Annotated in this window: 15 protein-coding genes; all 15 read right to left on the bottom strand. The window is 66.9% G+C overall.

Annotated features, from left to right (window positions below; genetic code table 11):
- Positions 1 to 49: 49 nt before the first annotated feature.
- Positions 50 to 1,285 carry a hypothetical protein gene (locus JRI60_RS00235; protein ID WP_204223787.1) on the bottom strand — a complete coding sequence of 412 codons (1,236 nt, stop codon included), beginning with the start codon at positions 1,283 to 1,285 and terminating at the stop codon, positions 50 to 52.
- A gap of 79 nt (positions 1,286 to 1,364) precedes the next feature.
- Positions 1,365 to 2,231 carry a type VI immunity family protein gene (locus JRI60_RS00230; RefSeq protein WP_239470254.1) on the bottom strand — a complete coding sequence of 289 codons (867 nt, stop codon included), beginning with the start codon at positions 2,229 to 2,231 and terminating at the stop codon, positions 1,365 to 1,367.
- Positions 2,232 to 2,435: 204 nt separating this feature from the next.
- Positions 2,436 to 3,086, bottom strand: coding sequence for a hypothetical protein (locus tag JRI60_RS00225; RefSeq protein WP_204223785.1), 651 nt, complete (start codon positions 3,084 to 3,086; stop codon positions 2,436 to 2,438).
- A 364-nt stretch (positions 3,087 to 3,450) separates the two neighbouring features.
- The gene (locus JRI60_RS00220) at positions 3,451 to 3,840 is read right to left on the bottom strand and encodes a cytochrome C oxidase subunit IV family protein (RefSeq protein ID WP_204223784.1); all 390 of its coding nucleotides are present in this window, start codon (positions 3,838 to 3,840) and stop codon (positions 3,451 to 3,453) included.
- 9 nt (positions 3,841 to 3,849) lie between these two features.
- Positions 3,850 to 4,488, bottom strand: coding sequence for a cytochrome c oxidase subunit 3 family protein (locus tag JRI60_RS00215; protein ID WP_204223783.1), 639 nt, complete (start codon positions 4,486 to 4,488; stop codon positions 3,850 to 3,852).
- A complete protein-coding gene (locus tag JRI60_RS00210; RefSeq protein ID WP_204223782.1) occupies positions 4,478 to 6,100 on the bottom strand; it encodes a cbb3-type cytochrome c oxidase subunit I in 1,623 nt (540 codons plus the stop codon). Before JRI60_RS00210 ends, JRI60_RS00215 begins: the two co-directional genes overlap by 11 nt.
- Positions 6,078 to 7,199, bottom strand: a complete 1,122-nt coding sequence (gene coxB, locus JRI60_RS00205; protein WP_239470936.1) for a cytochrome c oxidase subunit II — start codon at positions 7,197 to 7,199, stop codon at positions 6,078 to 6,080. Before coxB ends, JRI60_RS00210 begins: the two co-directional genes overlap by 23 nt.
- Positions 7,200 to 7,243: 44 nt before the next feature.
- Positions 7,244 to 7,642 (bottom strand): hypothetical protein, encoded by a 399-nt coding sequence (locus JRI60_RS00200; RefSeq protein ID WP_204223780.1) that lies wholly within the window; start codon positions 7,640 to 7,642, stop codon positions 7,244 to 7,246.
- On the bottom strand, positions 7,639 to 8,811 hold the full coding sequence (locus JRI60_RS00195) for a hypothetical protein (protein ID WP_239470935.1): 1,173 nt from the start codon (positions 8,809 to 8,811) through the stop codon (positions 7,639 to 7,641). The genes JRI60_RS00200 and JRI60_RS00195 overlap by 4 nt, the downstream gene beginning before the upstream one ends.
- A 5-nt stretch (positions 8,812 to 8,816) precedes the next feature.
- Positions 8,817 to 9,416 carry a c-type cytochrome gene (locus JRI60_RS00190; protein ID WP_204223778.1) on the bottom strand — a complete coding sequence of 200 codons (600 nt, stop codon included), beginning with the start codon at positions 9,414 to 9,416 and terminating at the stop codon, positions 8,817 to 8,819.
- A complete protein-coding gene (locus tag JRI60_RS00185) occupies positions 9,413 to 9,946 on the bottom strand; it encodes a DUF3341 domain-containing protein (RefSeq protein WP_204223777.1) in 534 nt (177 codons plus the stop codon). Before JRI60_RS00185 ends, JRI60_RS00190 begins: the two co-directional genes overlap by 4 nt.
- Positions 9,947 to 9,949: 3 nt before the next feature.
- Positions 9,950 to 11,389, bottom strand: a complete 1,440-nt coding sequence (gene nrfD, locus JRI60_RS00180; RefSeq protein ID WP_204223776.1) for an NrfD/PsrC family molybdoenzyme membrane anchor subunit — start codon at positions 11,387 to 11,389, stop codon at positions 9,950 to 9,952.
- Positions 11,376 to 14,411, bottom strand: coding sequence for a TAT-variant-translocated molybdopterin oxidoreductase (locus JRI60_RS00175; RefSeq protein WP_204223775.1), 3,036 nt, complete (start codon positions 14,409 to 14,411; stop codon positions 11,376 to 11,378). Before JRI60_RS00175 ends, nrfD begins: the two co-directional genes overlap by 14 nt.
- The gene (locus JRI60_RS00170; RefSeq protein ID WP_204223774.1) at positions 14,399 to 15,046 is read right to left on the bottom strand and encodes a cytochrome c3 family protein; all 648 of its coding nucleotides are present in this window, start codon (positions 15,044 to 15,046) and stop codon (positions 14,399 to 14,401) included. The genes JRI60_RS00175 and JRI60_RS00170 overlap by 13 nt, the downstream gene beginning before the upstream one ends.
- 262 nt (positions 15,047 to 15,308) lie before the next feature.
- Positions 15,309 to 15,725 carry a phage holin family protein gene (locus JRI60_RS00165; RefSeq protein ID WP_275439089.1) on the bottom strand — a complete coding sequence of 139 codons (417 nt, stop codon included), beginning with the start codon at positions 15,723 to 15,725 and terminating at the stop codon, positions 15,309 to 15,311.
- Positions 15,726 to 15,846: the final 121 nt, after the last annotated feature.

Here is a 15,846-nt window from a genome sequence, read left to right as displayed (position 1 = left end):
CCCGGAAGGGGCATGGGCCTCGCCACTGTAGTGGCCCGTCCCCCGGGCGTCAGCCCCTCATGGAGGCCAGACGCGCCATGAGCTTCATGCCCTTGCCCGTGCGGTCCTCGGGGAAGGCCGTCTCGCGCACCGCGGACTCATCCGTGTAGGGCTCGATGAAGTCGCGGAAGCTCCCGTTGCTCGGAGCCGGGTGGGCCCGGCCCTGGGGAAGGCGGGCCCATGCCTCGCGCGCCTCCTCCTCCGTCATCTCCCCCTCGTCGATCGCCCGCTGCAGGCCCAGCGCCGCCTCGCGCAGCGCCGCCTGCTCGTAGAGCTCGTCCCGCTGCCTGGGCGACAGCGGCGGCAGCCCCCGGCGCTCGCGCTCCTGGTCCACGTCCACCACGTACGTCTGCACGTGGTCCAGCGTCTCTCCGTTGCTCCAGCCCTGCGTGTTGCGCGCGAGCCGCTCCCCATCCTCGGGGTCCAGGCCGATGCGCTCGAAGGCCTCCCGAATCCGCTCGATGCGCTCATCGAGGGGGTCCGTGCCCGAACCGAGCTTCGGGCCGAGCACGGCGTGCGTGAGCTCGTGCTCGAGCACCCCCGGCTCATCCTGTTCGAGCGCCGAATAGGGGATGTAGACCTCGCCATTGACGGTGACGCCGCCCGTGCCGGGATAGCGCTCGGCGTATTCGGCATCCGACAGGACGTGGACGGGAATGCCCAGGCGCTCGGCCTCCTCGAGCAGCGCCCTGCCCGTCGAGGTGCTGCTCGTCACCGACTCCTCGTACTCGCGCAGGGCGGTGGGGCCGAGCTCCTCCTGCAGCTCGCTGACCTCATTGATGTAGGCGGCCTTGGCACCCAGGTATTGGATGGTGCCCGGCAAGGTGTCGGGAAAGTCCTCGCGCCGGGGCTCGCCCTGCGCCTTCAGCTCGTCGTAGCGGAGCTTCTGCTCGAGCGTGTGCTTCTGGGCTTCATAGTCGTTCTTGGCCCGGCCGTACTCGAGGATGCCCGCCAACGTCTTCGGGTAGTCCTCGCGCTGGGGCGGTCCCTTGCGGATGAGCTCGAAGTAAGCCCGCTGGTTCTCCGTCAGCCGCGGGGGCTTGGGCGACCCCGGGAGCTTGTCTCCGTCCAGGTCCAACCGGCGCGCCCCCGCCGTGAAGGTGTCCCCGTTGAGCCGCGCACGGATCGTGTCGCGGGGCGCCACCGTCGTCTGGGGACGAGGCGTCTCGAGCTTCTTGGGCAGTCGAAGAGACGGGGTCCGGGGCAGAGAGGGGGTCCGCGAACGGGGGAGGGCGAGGAGCGTCATGGGGATTGGCACCGTGGAAGACGTGGACGAAATCCCGTACGCAAATGGCCCACCGGCGGTTACACGGCCCCACGCGCCCTTACGGTTCGTCGAGGAACCGGCGCTCCCAGCGGCGTCTGTCCTCCGGGCGGAATTGGCTCTCGGGCAGGGGGCCTTCGTAGAGCCAGGGCTCCAGGACGCGCGCCAGCTCGCGGTAGGCGGGCAGTGTGCGGCCCTGCTCGGTATCACCCGCGTCCGGCCACTCCCCCAGCGTCACCACCGCCCGTTCGCCGTCCAACTCCCGCACCGTGGTGTCCGGAGAATGCAGCCGCGCGCGCAACGCCGCCGCGCCGCCCAGTTCTCCCAGCACCGGCTGTCCCAGGAACGTCAGCCACGAGGGGCCTCGCACCCGCGTGCCGATGTTGTACGAGTAGAGCGCCACATCCGGGATGTCCATGCCGGGGTAGCGGAAGCACCGGTCCTGGATCTCCTTCGTCACGCCTACCGCATCGTTCAAGCCCAGGAAGGCCAGTCCTCCGTTGCCGGAGCAGAAAGGCAAAGGGGCCGCCAGCGCCAGCGCCAGCGCTCGCACCCGCCCCGGTCCCTGCTCCTCCAGGTACTCCGTGGACAGCCAGAACGAGGCCACGCAGGCATACTTCTCCGACCTTTTCCAATCAGGGTCGTCGAGTCGTCTGCCGTAGTACTCGAAACGGTACCGCTGCGGACCCTCCGTTCTCGCGTCCCGCAGGATGATGCGAGGCCAGCGATCCTCCAGCAGATTGCGCCGTGTCAGTGCCCAACCCTCCTGGTCGAGTTCCCAATATTCGCCCTCGTCGTCCATATAGAAACCGAGGTTCTCCACGCCCACCGCTTGCACGTAGGTGTCCATCGAGCGCATTACCGCCCGCGCCATCTCCGTGTGCGGCCGGCGCATGTAGAAGTCCAGCCGCAAGCCCTCGTAGATCAAATAGCCTCTGGACTCCGTACGGAGGCGGATTCTCGGATAGCGTTCGCTCACCGGAAGACTCCCTCCCGCGGGCCGATGAGCTCGACCTCGGCGGGTCCACTGCGCCGCGCGGGCATCGACCCCACGCCCTTCCTCACCGTCGAGTTGCCCAGGACGAAGCCGTAGCGGGTCTCACGCCCTCCCCCCACAGGCGGGGACACTCCACTACGTCTCGTCATTCGTCGCCTTCAATTTCTTCGACGGCAACGAGGGAAGCGCGAACTTCAGGACTTGAAGCTTGCCCTCCTCCTTCGTTTCCTCCTCGGGCTTTGCTCCGGGCTTGCGTGAGATGTCGACGATGCAGCCGAAATCCAGCTCACCAGACTTGAGCAACTGAACGAGCTTCTTCTCGTCCCAGCCCGTCTTCTTCACATCATCGAGCTTGATCTCGCAGGCCCAGAGCATCGGCCAGTTCCCACGCCACTTTTCGCCGAGCTGATCCGGCGGATCATTCTCGTCCTCGAGATGCTTCCAGATGACGATATCTGGATTGCAGCGGCTCCACTTCCCCTTCCACTCCATCCAGATGGATGGCTCACACGACACCCTGCTCCACAGTTGATTCCCTTGGAACCCGGTGAGCGCCCGGGGATAGTTGCCTCGCACCAGGTCGAGCCCCAGCGACCGAAGCAATGCGTCGATACGCGAGGTGAGCGCCACCTGCACATCGATCTCCTGCCAGTATCGATACGGTTGCTCGAGGAACTCCTTCGCGAACTGGTCGACGAGCCTCCGAACGCCCTCGAGGATCAGCTTCTCTTCCTTCAGCTTCTCTTCCTTCAGCTTCTCTTCCTTCAGCTTCTCTTCCTCAGTCATGGCTTGCCTCCGCCCCCGTGGACCTGGCTGCTGGGTGGCGGAACGTACCTGATTCAACTCCTGCAAGGAGCGCCCCGTCTCCCAAGACGCATTTCCCTACAGACGAGGTCATTCATGGCGGATGGCGCATACGACGGACAGAACAGGTGGCGCGGAGTCCTGAATTCAGCGTCTCCAACGGCCTGCTCGTCGTCACCTCGCAGATGATCGACGGAACCCTCGTCTCCGGCGTCAAGTTCTACCAGCGGTAGACCCTCACCCCAGCCCTCTCCCAGAGGGAGAGGGGGCATACACGGGCTCAACCCGAGTTCCTTGATACCCTCACCCCGTCCCTCTCCCGGAGGGAGAGGGGTTGGGTTGGAACTCAGTTACCCATCAACCGCTTGGCCCCGCTTCCCGGTGGCGCCGTTCTCGTCGAGGCTGGCCTCTTGGGCTCCAGCTCCTCCTCGATTCCGTCCGGCCTCGCCATCCGGATCCTCGTCATCGCCTCCAATAACGTCACTCCCAGGAGCAAACAGAGAAATACCGCCGACACCGGCAACACCACCCTCCTCGCCCCTCGCTGCTCCACCAAGTGCATGAAGAACATCGCCACCAACACCGTCTTCACCACCGCGATCCCCAACGCCACCGGCAGCGAAAACACCCCCAGCTTTATCTTCGTCCCCAACACCCACGTCGCTACCGTCAGCACCGCCAACACTCCCCACACCACCACGTACCCCCATGCGGACTTCTTCTTCTCCTCCGTCATGGTCCCCCCTCACTCCACCAGGTACAGCAGTGGGAAGATGAACAGCCAGAAGATGTCCACCAGGTGCCAGTACAGCCCTCCTACCTCCACCGGAATGTGATATTCGGCCGTGTATTTCCCAGACAGTGCGCCCCACACCAGCCACCCCAGCAGCCCCAACGCCACCAACATGTGGATGGCATGCAACCCCGTGAGCAGGAAATACAGCGTGAAGAACAGGCTACCCCCTCGCTCCGGTAGCTCCTCCAGTCGGTAGTACTCCCCAGGCAGCGCCCCCTCCTTCCAGTGCTCCCAGTACTCCCATCCCTTGATCCCCAGGAACCCCAACCCCATCCCGATCGCCAATACCAACACCAGCACCGTCAGCAATTGCCGGCCCTGCCGGATGTAGTGCACCGCCAACACCACGAACAGGCTGCTCGTCACCAGCAGCAGCGTCTGCACCATCGCCCACTCCGCCTTCAGGTGCTTGCTCGCCTCGACGAAGACCTCCGGGTAGTAGTACCGGTACACCGCGTACCCGACGAACAGGTTCGTGAACAGCAACACCTCCGAGCCCAGGAAGATCCACATCCCCAGCTGCGCCGCCACGCTCTGGTTCTCCCTGCTCCCGAAGTGCTCCTCCCACGGCGAGCTCTCAGTAGACACGCGGCCCCTCCACCACCGTGTAGTCGTGCACCTCCCGCTCGAACCTCGGCGCCTCCGTGAAGTTGTGCGGCACCGGGGGAGACCCGCTGTACCACTCGTACCCCCTCGAGCCCCATGCGTTCATCGGCGCCTCCTCCCCGTACCTCAGCGACCACAACAGGTAGATGGCGATCAGCCCGAAACCGAATGCCAGCAGCGACGCCCCCGCCGTGCTCAGCACGTGCAGCCACTGCATCTCCCTCGGGTACTCGTAGTATCTCCGCGGCATCCCCATGTTCCCCAACAGGAACTGCGGCAGGAACGTCACGATGAACCCGAAGATGATCGTCATCGCCGCCAGGAACGACCAACGCTCCGGATACAGCTTCCCGAACATCTTCGGCCACCAGTAGTGCAGCCCCGCCAGGAACGCCATCAGCACTGCCCCCACCATGATGTAGTGGAAGTGCGCCACCACGAAGTACGTGTCGTGCCAGTGCACGTCCAGCGACGTCGTTGCCACCGCCACCCCCGTCATCCCCCCGAACATCAGCAGGAAGATGAATCCCAGCACGTACAGCAATGGCACCTTCAGATCGATCGACCCCCCGTACAGCGTCGCCACCCAGTTGAAGATCTTGATCGCCGTGAAGATGGCCACCAGCATGCTCAGCACCCCGAAGATGCCCGAGCCGAACGTCGATTGCCCCGACACGAACATGTGGTGCCCCCACGTGAAGAACCCCACGAAGGCAATCCCAAACGTGCTCGCCGCCACCATCTTGTAACCGAAGATGTTCTTCCGGCTGTACGCACACACCACCTCGGTGATCACCCCCATCGCCGGCAACACCATGATGTAGACCGCCGGGTGTGAGTAGAACCAGAACATGTGCTGGAACAGCACCGGATCTCCCCCTCGCGACGGGTCGAAGATCCCCATCCCCAGCACCCGCTCCGCCGTCACCAGCAGCAACACCATCCCCAACACCGGCGTCGCCACCACTTGAATCACCGACGTGCCGTAGATCGTCCACACGAACAGCGGGATCCGCGTCCAGTGCATCCCCGGCGCCCTCAGCGTGTGCACCGTCGTGATGAAGTTCAGCCCCGTGATGATCGTCGAGAACCCGATGATGAACACCCCCAACAGAATCGGTGTCACCGTCGTCGGAGAGACCGTGCTGTATGGCGTGTAGAACGTCCACCCCGTGTCCGCCCCGCTCCACAGCATCCCGAACACCGTCAGCATCGACCCCGCCAGGTAGATGTAGAACGACGCCAGGTTCAGCCTCGGGAACGCCACGTCCTTCGCCCCCAGCATGATCGGCAACACGAAGTTGCCAAATGCCGAGGGAATCGCCGGAATCATGAACAGCCACACCATCGTCACCCCGTGCAGGGTGAACATCCGGTTGTACGTCATCGGGCCCATCACCGTCGGCCCCGGTGTCAGCAGCTCGATTCGCAGCGCCATCGCGAAGATGCCGCCCAGGAGCAGCGCGAAGATGACCCCCACCAGGAACATCACCCCGATGCGCTTGTGGTCGCGCGTCAGCAGCCACGACGCCACCGTCGTCTCATGGTTGAGATAGGTGACCGCTGGCTGATTACTTCCCGCCGCTGGGTTCATACACGGGCCCCTCCGACCGGGTGTTCTCCAACCGCGCGCTCCGCAACGTCTTGATGTACTCGAGCAGCGCTGCTACCTCCGCCGCCTCCAGCTGCCCCTGGTACGACGGCATCACCGGCTCGTACCCCTCCACCAGCCTGTCCTGCGGCTTCATCATCGACTCGGTCAGGTACGCCTCGTCCGCCACCACCGTCTCCCCGTTCGTCAGCCGCTCCTGCCTCCCGTACAGGTCCAGCCACGTCGGCCCGATGTGCGCCGTCCCGTCCACCGTGTGGCACCTCAGGCATCCCCGCTCCGCCGCCACCCGCTCTCCCCTCTCCGGCAGCGTCCCCCTCTCCCCGTACATCACCTCCCCGTGCGGCTCCTGCGCGTCGTACCTCGCCACCCTCCGCGCCGGGATTCCCGGCTCCTCCCGCTCCGGTCCGCTCGGGCTCGCGTCCCTCAGTGCCACCCGCCCCTCGCGCTGCTCCTTCATCCACGCGTCCCAGTCCGCCTCCGAGAGCGCCACGACCTCCGCCCACATCTCCGAGTGCTTCAGCCCGCAGTACTCCGCGCACATCACCCGGTAGCTCCCAGGCTTCGTCACCTCGAACCAGGTCTGCGTATACGCCCCAGGTATCGCGTCCTGCTTGATGCGGAACGCCGGCACGTAGAACGAATGGATGACGTCCCGGCTCGTCAGCAGCAGCCTCACCGGCTTGCCCACCGGCACCCTCAGCACTCCGATGGAATTGGGGCCCTCCGGATACGTGAACTTCCACATCCACTGCTTCCCCACCACGTACACGTCCATCGCCCCCGGCGGCGGCGTCTGCATCCGGATGAAGTCGTGGTACCCGATGTAGAACCACACCAGGAACGTCGTCAGTGGCACTCCCACGAACAGCAACTCCCACCCCAGCGTCCCCTGCACCTTCCGCGTCACGTCCGTCTCCGAACGCCTCCGGAAGCGGATGAGGCAGTACGCCGCGAACCCGAAGATCAACGCCGCCATCACCAGCGCCGCCGTGATGATCGCGTAGTGCAGGTGGTCCACGTCCTTCGCGATGCTCGACGCCTGCTCCGGCAGGAACAGGCTCTTGCGGAACAGCTCCTCCAACACCCCGCTGTCCGTGCTCTCCGTGCCCGCGTGGGACGCCCCCGTCATCGTCCGCCTCCGTCGCGCCCCTGCTGCGCTCCCACCACGCGCTCGATGGCCCGCTCGATCGGGATGTGCACCACTCCCCCGTCTCGATCCACCCACCCGTACTCGTGCAGTCTCCTCCTCTGCTCGTTCGTCTCCTCGTACGCCCGCGTGTCGAGCTGGAAGAGCCCCGTGTTGACGATGTTGATCTCCGCCTTGCCCAACTCCTGGGGCTCCGATGGGCCCGCGGGGCTCAGGTGCTTCTCCCGCTCCTGCAATTGCGCCCAGGCGCTCACCACGAAGAACGTGAAGATGATGAGCGCTCCCGCGATCACCCCGCTGATGAGCCTCCCGCTCACCGCGTCCCGCGCTCTCGGCGGCGTCTCCCATTCCACCTTGGACTCGTCCTCGGCGCTCATTTGTCGTACCCCAGCGACTCGTGCAGGTACGGGTCCCTCACCGGCACCGTGGCGTGCCCTCTCAGCCTCCACAGCGTGAAGGCCACCGCCGCTCCCCCCACTCCCAGCCACGCCGAGATGTCCGCCCAGTGCACCCGCACCTCCCCCGGGCTCACCACCGGAATCACCAGCCACCACGTGTCCACCACGTGCCCCACCAACAGCCATACCGCCATCACCGTCAACGTCCGCCGGTGTCTCTTGAACGGCCTCGACAGCAACACCAGGAACGGCACCGTGAAGCGCACGTTCACGATGAACAGCGCCACCGGCTCCCACGCTCCCCTCGCTCGCAGGATGTACCAGGGCACCTCGTGCGGCAGATCCGCGATCCAGATCAGGAAGAACTGGCTGTACGCCATGTAGGCCCAGAACACGCTGAACGCGAGCAGGAACTTCCCCAGGCTCGCCCGGTGCGAGTCATTGACCAGCTCCCCATACAGGTTCGGCCCCCGCGCCAGCGTCGTCGCCAGCGTCAGCAGCGCCACCACCCCCACGAACGCCCCCGCGAACCAATACAAGCCATACACCGTCGAGATGAACAGCGGCTCCAGCGACATCAGCCAGTCCAATGACGCGAACGACATCGCCAGCCCCACCACCGGCAGCGCCCCCGCTCCCAGCCACCTCTGCCACTTCGTCAGCTTCAGCTCGCCCGTCTCATCCTGCTTCCGTGACCAGCGCAGCAGCAGCTCGCTCGCGGCAATCCACACCCCGAAGTACACCGCCGAGCGCACCGCCCAGAACGGCAGGTTCAGGAACGTCCGCTTGTGCTCCAGCTTCTTCAGGTCCTTCTCCGGCAGCACCGGGTGCGGATCCATCCACAGGTAGAGGTGGCTCGCCCCCGCCAGCAGGGGGATGAAGAGCACCGCGAACAGCGGCAGCGTCCCCGCCATCGTCTCCAGCATGCGCCGCAGCACCACCGGCCAGCGCGCCTTCGACGCGTGCCACGTCCCCAGCAACACCAGCGACGCCACCGCCAGCCCCACCCAGTACGCGAAGGCGAACAGGTACCCGAAGAACGCCCTCCTCGTGTCCACCGCGAAGCCCAACCCCGTCACCGCCAATCCCGCCGCGCCTACTCCCGCCGCGGCCAGCATCGGCACCCTCCCTCCCGTGAAGCGCTCCATCACCTTCACGGCGTCCCCTCCTTCAGCAGCAACGGCCTCGCCTCGGGCGGCACGTCCTCCAGCCTCGCTCGCTGGCTCTCCTGCAACGCCCTCACGTACGCCACCACCGCCCAGCGCTGCTCCGGCGTCAGCTTCTCCTCGTACCCCGCCATCAGCCCGTACCCCCGGCTGATGACCTCGTAGTAATAGCCGTCCGGGTGCGGCGGCAGGTCCACCAGCGACGGCGGCTCTCTCAGCCCCATGTTCCTCGCCACCTGCGCCCTCCCGTCCCCCAAGACGCCGTGGCACACCGCGCAGTACACCTCGAACGACTCCGCCCCGTTCTCCACCACCTCCCGCGTCAGCGTCAGCGGATTGCCTTCCACGAAGCCGCCATCCGGCCCGTCCTTCCCCAGCAGGAAGAACCGGTCCTTTCCCCTCCTGTCCCTCGGCACCGTCCCCGGCGGCGGTTGGCGCATCGCCCGGTCGTCGGAGAAGAACCCGCTCTCCCGGTACGGCAGTGCCTTCGACTGCTGCTTCATCCCCGCCCAGCCCTGCCAGTCCACCGAGCAGCCAGACAGCAGCAGCGTCACCGTCGCCGTCACCGTGAGGAGCCGCCGCTTCATGACGCCTCCTCCACCACCGACGTGTTTCGCGCCTTCAGCTCACGCAGCGCTCCCAGCAGCGCCTCCGTCTCCTCGCGCCGCTCCGTGGTGATGCTCACCCAGAAGCCTCCCGTGGACGCCGTGCGGAACGTCTCCAGCTCGAAGAGCGGATGGTGCGGCCTCGGGAAGCGGAACAGCCACATCAGCCCGAAGAAGATCGTCAGCGCCGCGAACAACACCATCGTCTCGAACGTGATGGGCACGAACGCCGGCCCCGCGTTCAACGGGCGGTTGCCCACGTTGAGCGGCCAGTCCACCGCGTTCGTCCACCACTGCACCGCGTACCCCAGCGCCGCCCCGCTCAGCCCCGCCATGAACGCGAAGCCCCGAATGGGCGACGGCTTCAGCCCCAGCACCTCGTCCAGGCCTTCCACCGGGTAGGGCGTGAAGGCATCCAGCTTCTCCTTCGCGTGGCCCAGCTCGCGCAGCCTCCCCAGCGCCTTCTTCGCCTCGGCCCCCGAGCCGAACTCTCCCACCACCCAGTAGCGCATCGCTCAGGCCTCCTTCTCCCTCAGGGGGCTCTCCGTGCGCTCCCGCTCCTCCTTCGCCGCCAACGCCTCCTTCAGCTCGTGGTGCAGCTCCTTCACCTCCGTGATGGACACCGCGGGGATGAACTTCAGGAACAGCAGGAACAGCAGCCCGAAGAAGCTCATCGAACCGGCCAGCAGGCTCAGGTCCACCCACGTGGGCGTGTAGCCCTCCCAGCTGCTCGGTAGGAAGTCGTGCGCCAGCGACGGCACGATGATGGAGAAGCGCTCCACCCACATGCCCGCGTCCACCGCCAGCGCCGCGAACCACACCACCACCAAGTTCGTCCGCAGCTTCTTGAACCAGAACACGTGCGGCAGCAGCACGTTCGAGAACATCTGGAACCAGAACAGCCACGCCCAGGTGCCCGTGCGCTTGTCCGCGTACGACGCCATCTCGTACTCGTCCCCGCTGTACCACGCGAAGAAGTGCTCCTGCAGGTAGCCGTAGGACACCATCATCCCCGTCGCCAGCAGCAGCTTGCACAGGATGTCCACGTGCTTGTCTGTAATCACATGGTTCAGGCCCAGCGAGCCTCGCACTGGCAGCAGCAGCGTCAGCACCAGCGCCAGCCCCGAGAAGATGGCTCCCGCCACGAAGTACGGCGGGAAGATGGTCGAGTGCCACCCCGGCACCTGCGCGATGGCGAAGTCGAAGCTCACGATGGTGTGCACGCTGAGCACCAGCGGCGTCGCCAGCCCCGCCAGCAGCAGGTACCCCGCCCGCCAGTGGTGCCAGTGTCTCGCCGAGCCCGTCCACCCCAGCGAGAACACCCCGTACCAGAACTGTCCGCGCGGCGTGCTCGCCCGGTCCCGCGCCGCCGCCAGGTCCGGCAGCAGCCCCAGGTACCAGAACAGCAGCGACACCGTGAAGTACGTGGTGATCGCCACCAGGTCCCACGGCAGCGAGCTGCGGAAGTTCGGCCAGATGCTCATCGTGTTCGGGTACGGCACCAGCCAGTACGCCACCCACGGCCTCCCCAGGTGCAGCACCGGGAACAGCCCCGCCTGCATCACCGCGAAGAGCGTCATCGCCTCGGCGAACCGGTTCACCGACGCCCGCCACTTCTGCTGGAACAGCACCAGGATCGCCGAGATGAGCGTTCCCGCGTGGCCAAAGCCAATCCACCACACGAAGTCGATGATGCCGAACGCCCACGCCACCGGGATGTTGTTGCCCCATGCCCCGATGCCCCTCACCAGCGTCACCGTGATGGCCAGCAGGAAGAGTCCCGTTCCTCCCAGCGTGAGGAGCAGCAGCGCCCAGAAGATGAGCCCCGGCTTGCGCTCGATGGGCCTCAGCAACGAGGCCGTGAGGCTCTCCGCGCTCTGCGCCCCCTCGATGAGCGGCGCGGGCTCCAGCGGATCCTTCGTCGGCGTCTCCGAAGCCTGCTCAACCTCGGCCATGTTCGAGCTCCGGGTTCGGGTTCTTGATGCGCGCCAGGTACGCCGTGCGCGGCCTCGTCCCCAGCTCGTGCAGCACCGCGTAGTGCCTCACGTCCCGGTGCCGTCTCGCCACCTCCGACTCCTCCTCGTGCAGCGAGCCGAAGGCGATCGCCTCCGTCGGGCACGCCTGCGCGCACGCCGATTCGAGTGACTTCGTGTCGATGGGCTTGTGTGCCTTGCGCGCCTCGATCCGCGCCCGCTCAATCCGTTGCACGCAGTACGTGCACTTCTCCATCACCCCGCGCATCCGCACCGTGACGTCCGGGTTCATGCGCAGCTTCTCCAGCTCGTCCACCCTCGGGTTGTAGTCGAGGTAGTTGAACCGCCGGACCTTGTACGGGCAGTTGTTGCTGCAATACCTCGTGCCCACGCAGCGGTTGTAGACCATCTCGTTCAGGCCCTCGTCCGAGTGCACCGTCGCGTTCACCGGGCACACGTACTCGCACGGCGCCGCCTCGCAGTGCTGGCACATCATCGGCTGCGGAATCGCCTGGGGCTCCTCCGGCCTGCCCTCGAAGTACCGGTCCACCCTCAGCCAGTGCATCTCCCTCCCGCGCTCCACCTGCTCGCGCCCCACCACCGGAATGTTGTTCTCCGCCTGGCACGCCACCACGCACGCCCCACACCCGATGCAACGGTTCAGGTCCACCGCCATCGCCCACTGGTAGGGCTCGCCGTACTTGAACGGGTCGTACAGCTTCTCCACGTCCCCCTTCAGGTGCTCCAGGTAGTGCGCCTTCTTCTTCTCGAAGTCCTCCAGCCTGTCCTGGATGGCGATTTCGCGACCGTGCATCGACCAGTGGTCCTGCGATGTCGCGTACCGGCCCCGGCCCTCCACCTTCTCCACCTGGAGCCCGTCCGCGAACCATGGCGCATCCGCGTGCCTCAGCAGGTACGCGTTCACTCCCAGCGTCCCCACCTTCTCGATGCTGTCATCCAGCCACTCGCGCCCCCACCCCAGCTCCAGCGTCACCGTGTCGTCCGCGTGCCCGGGCAACACGTACACCGGTGCCTCCACCCAACGGCCTCGGAATGTCAGTCTGGCTTTGTCTCGTGGCTCCAGCCCCAGCCGCTCGGCCGTGCTCGGGCTCAGGAGCGCCGCGTTCCCCCACGCCAACATCGTCAGCGGGTCCGGCAGCTCCTGCAGCCACGCGTTGTGGAAGTACCGCCCGTCCCGCACCTTGTAGCCGGGCACGAGGTTGAGCTCGAGCCCCTGTGAGGGTCTCCTCGCGAAGCTCCGGACGCTCGCCTCCACCGCGCTCGCGTCCACCATCGCCGTGGCCCCGGGCACCGCCGTGTCTGGGATCGTCCCCACCGCCAGCCACTGGTCCCACGTGTCGTCGAACACCGGGCTCGCTCCGCCCCGCTGTCTCGCATGGTGGCCCTTCACCAGCTGGTACGCCGTCTGGTCCGCTACTCCCGCGAACGGCGAGAGCACGTCCAGCTCCGTCAGCCCTCCGTGGAGTGGTTGGATGAGCGGCTGGATGATGCTCGTCGTCCCATCGAGCGACCTGGCGTCGCTCCACGTCTCCATCACGTGCGCCGCCGGCAGCACCCACGCGCTCCGCTTCGCCGTCTCGTCCTCCCGGAACGCCAGGTACACCGCGTTCGGCACCGCGCTCAGCGCCGCCCCCAGCATCACCCCCACCGGCGCCGTGTAGACCGGGTCGAACGCCGTCACCACCACCGTGTCCACCCGCCCCGCACTCGCCGCCTCGGCCAGCTCGCCCAGCACCTGTGGTCCGCTCCTCACCCCGTCCACCGCGGGCTCGTGCAGCGTGATGAGGCGCCCCTGGCTCCCCAGCGCCGCGTTGAGCATGTGCGCCACCGCGTGCACCCTCGGCGGTTGCCGCTCTCCCGCCACCACCACCGCGCGCTCCCCGTTCCTCGCGAGGTCCGCCGCCACCGCTCGCACCTCTCGCGCCTTCTCCGGCCAGCCCAGCTCCAGCCCCCCGAAGCGCTCCAGTGTGGGCAACTTGTGCGTTCGTGCCAGCTCCCCCAGCACCGCCAGGGCGAAGCGCTCCACCTCCGAGGGCTTCATCCGCACCCGGTGGTCCGCGTTCATCCCCGTCACCCCGTGGTGGGACTCCGCCACGTACAGCCGGCTCATCACCTCTCGCTCGGGCTTGCGCGACTCGGCCCACTCGCGCGCCTCGCGCACCGAGAACGGGCCCCGTGCGAGGAAGTCCGCGTCCAGCGACAGCACCACCCGCGCCTCGTCGTACCGCACCCGCGTCTCCAGCGGCCGGCCGAACGCCAGTCTCGCCCCCTCGTGCACGTTGTCCCGTGACAGGGCGTCGTACGTCTCCACCCTGCACTTCGGAAAGCGCTGGCGGATCCGCTCCAGCAACTCGCGCCTCGTCGGCGAGGTGCTCGGCTCCAACAACAGCCACAACCCCTCTCCCCCGTTCGCCTCCAGTCCTCGTGCCCGCTCCGTCTGTACCTGGAGGTAGTCCTCGAGGGACCGCGAGGCACCTCGGTGCTTCACCCCCTTCGCCCTCGTCGTGTCGTAGAGGTCCACCAGCAGCGCCTGCGCCACGTGGTTCGTCGCCCCCAGGCTCGCCGGATGGTCCGGGTTTCCCTCCACCTTCGTCGGCCGGCCCTCCCAGCTCGTCACCACCAGCCCCGCCGCGTACCCGTCCACCGTCCACGCCGTCGCGTAGGCGTTCGGTATCCCCGGCTTCACGTCCGGCGGCTGGCGCGTGTACGGCATCACCTTCTCCGCCGGCTTCTTGCACCCCGCCAGCCCCGCCAACGCCAGCGTCGTCCCCGCCAGCCGCAGGAAGCTCCTCCTCGCCAGGCCTCGCGGCGGCTCCGCCGCTCCCGGCGGGAACTCCCGCGCGGCCGCCTGCTCCAGCTCCGGTGCGTTCCTCCACTCCTCCAGGCTGCGCCACGCCCTCGGGCGCTCGTCTCCTCCCGGGTCTGCCTCCCGGGCCGAGTCCTGAAGCACCGGCAATGGATAACGGTCGGTCAGCGGTGGCATGTCGTGCAGTTCGTTCTCGGGTTCACGTCGTAGCGGCGCGCCAGCTCCTCCCCCGTCGGGTCACCCGCCTTGCGCTCCCAGCGCATCGAGGTGATTACCTCCAGTGGCCTCACGTGCGGCGCCGGGTTCCGGTGGCACTCCAGGCACCACCCCATCGACAACGGCTGCACCTGCTCGATCGACGGCATCAGGTCCACACGCCCATGACAGGACACGCACCCGATCCCCTTGTTCACGTGGATCGCGTGGTTGAAGTACGTGAAGTCCGGCAGGTCGTGCACCCGCCTCCACGGAATCGGCTGGTCCGCGAAGTAGTACTGACGCACCGGCTCCAACAGCGGACTCTGGTTCCAGATTTGAGCGTGGCAGTTGAGGCAGGTCGACACCGACGGGTAGCCCGCACTCGACGACACCTCCACCGTGCCGTGGCAGTAGCGGCAGTCGATCGCCTCGTCCCCCGCATGGTGCCGGTGATCGAACTGCACCGGCTGCCCCACCGGCTGCCTCATGTTCTGCGCCAGCGGGCTCCTCGCGTACAGCCACACCCCCAACGCCCCAACCACCGGCGCCGCCAGCAGCCCCGCCGCCACCACTCGGGCCACCGTGTTCGCGCGAGGTGTGAAGATCCAGGCCATAGAGCCCTCGGGCCCCGCGCTCTCTCGCGCGGCTCCGAGGGCTTTCGACCCTAGAGAGGGCCCTCGGGGGCTACAATCCAGGCGTTTCGTGGGCTTTCAGTTGTGAACCGTGATTGCACCGCAACTGTCTGGAATCGCGCTCCGTCACACTTCCACGGCGGCGCGGATGCGAACTCGGGTTCCCTATACCCTCACCCCGTCCCTCTCCCAGAGGGAGAGGGGTGGATGCTCAGTGAGGGGTGGATGCTCAGCAGGAGGATTCTCAGGTCAGGTGCTCCTTCAGCACTCCCGCTCCTTCCTTCAACGCCTGCTTCGTCTCCGACAACGGTCGCTCCGGTAGTGTTTTCAGTCCCCACAGGCCCAACCCCACCGAGCCTCCCAGCAGCCCCAACCCCGCACACACCACCCCTCTCACTGGATTCCTCGGCACCGCCATCGCCACCGCGATCACCAGCGCGCTCAGCCCCGTCATCCCCATCCACGCGCTCGCCCCCAACAGCGCGCTCCCCTTCGCCGCCTCCCTCGCGTTCTCCCTCAGCTCCTCCTCCGCTCTCCTCGCCCCTGCCCTCGCCACCCTCCTCCCCTGCGTCAGCAGCTCCGACAGGATCGACCCGCTCTCCTGCTGCCCCTTCCGCTCGTCCCTTCTCGCGCCTCCGGACCCCTCCCCCGCTTCACACACACCCTAGGGTCGTCCCCTCCCTCCCCGCAGTGTGCGCTACTCGCCCGTTCCTCCCACGGGCCCTCGACTCGGGCCATGCCCCCCCGCTCTCCTCTCCCCGCGCCGTGGCCCCCTTCGCCAC

Origin of the sequence: Archangium violaceum (assembly GCF_016887565.1) — a bacterium.
GTDB lineage: Bacteria > Myxococcota > Myxococcia > Myxococcales > Myxococcaceae > Archangium > Archangium violaceum_B.
Note: the sequence above shows the minus strand (reverse complement) of the source record. Positions and strands in the feature narration are given on the sequence as shown.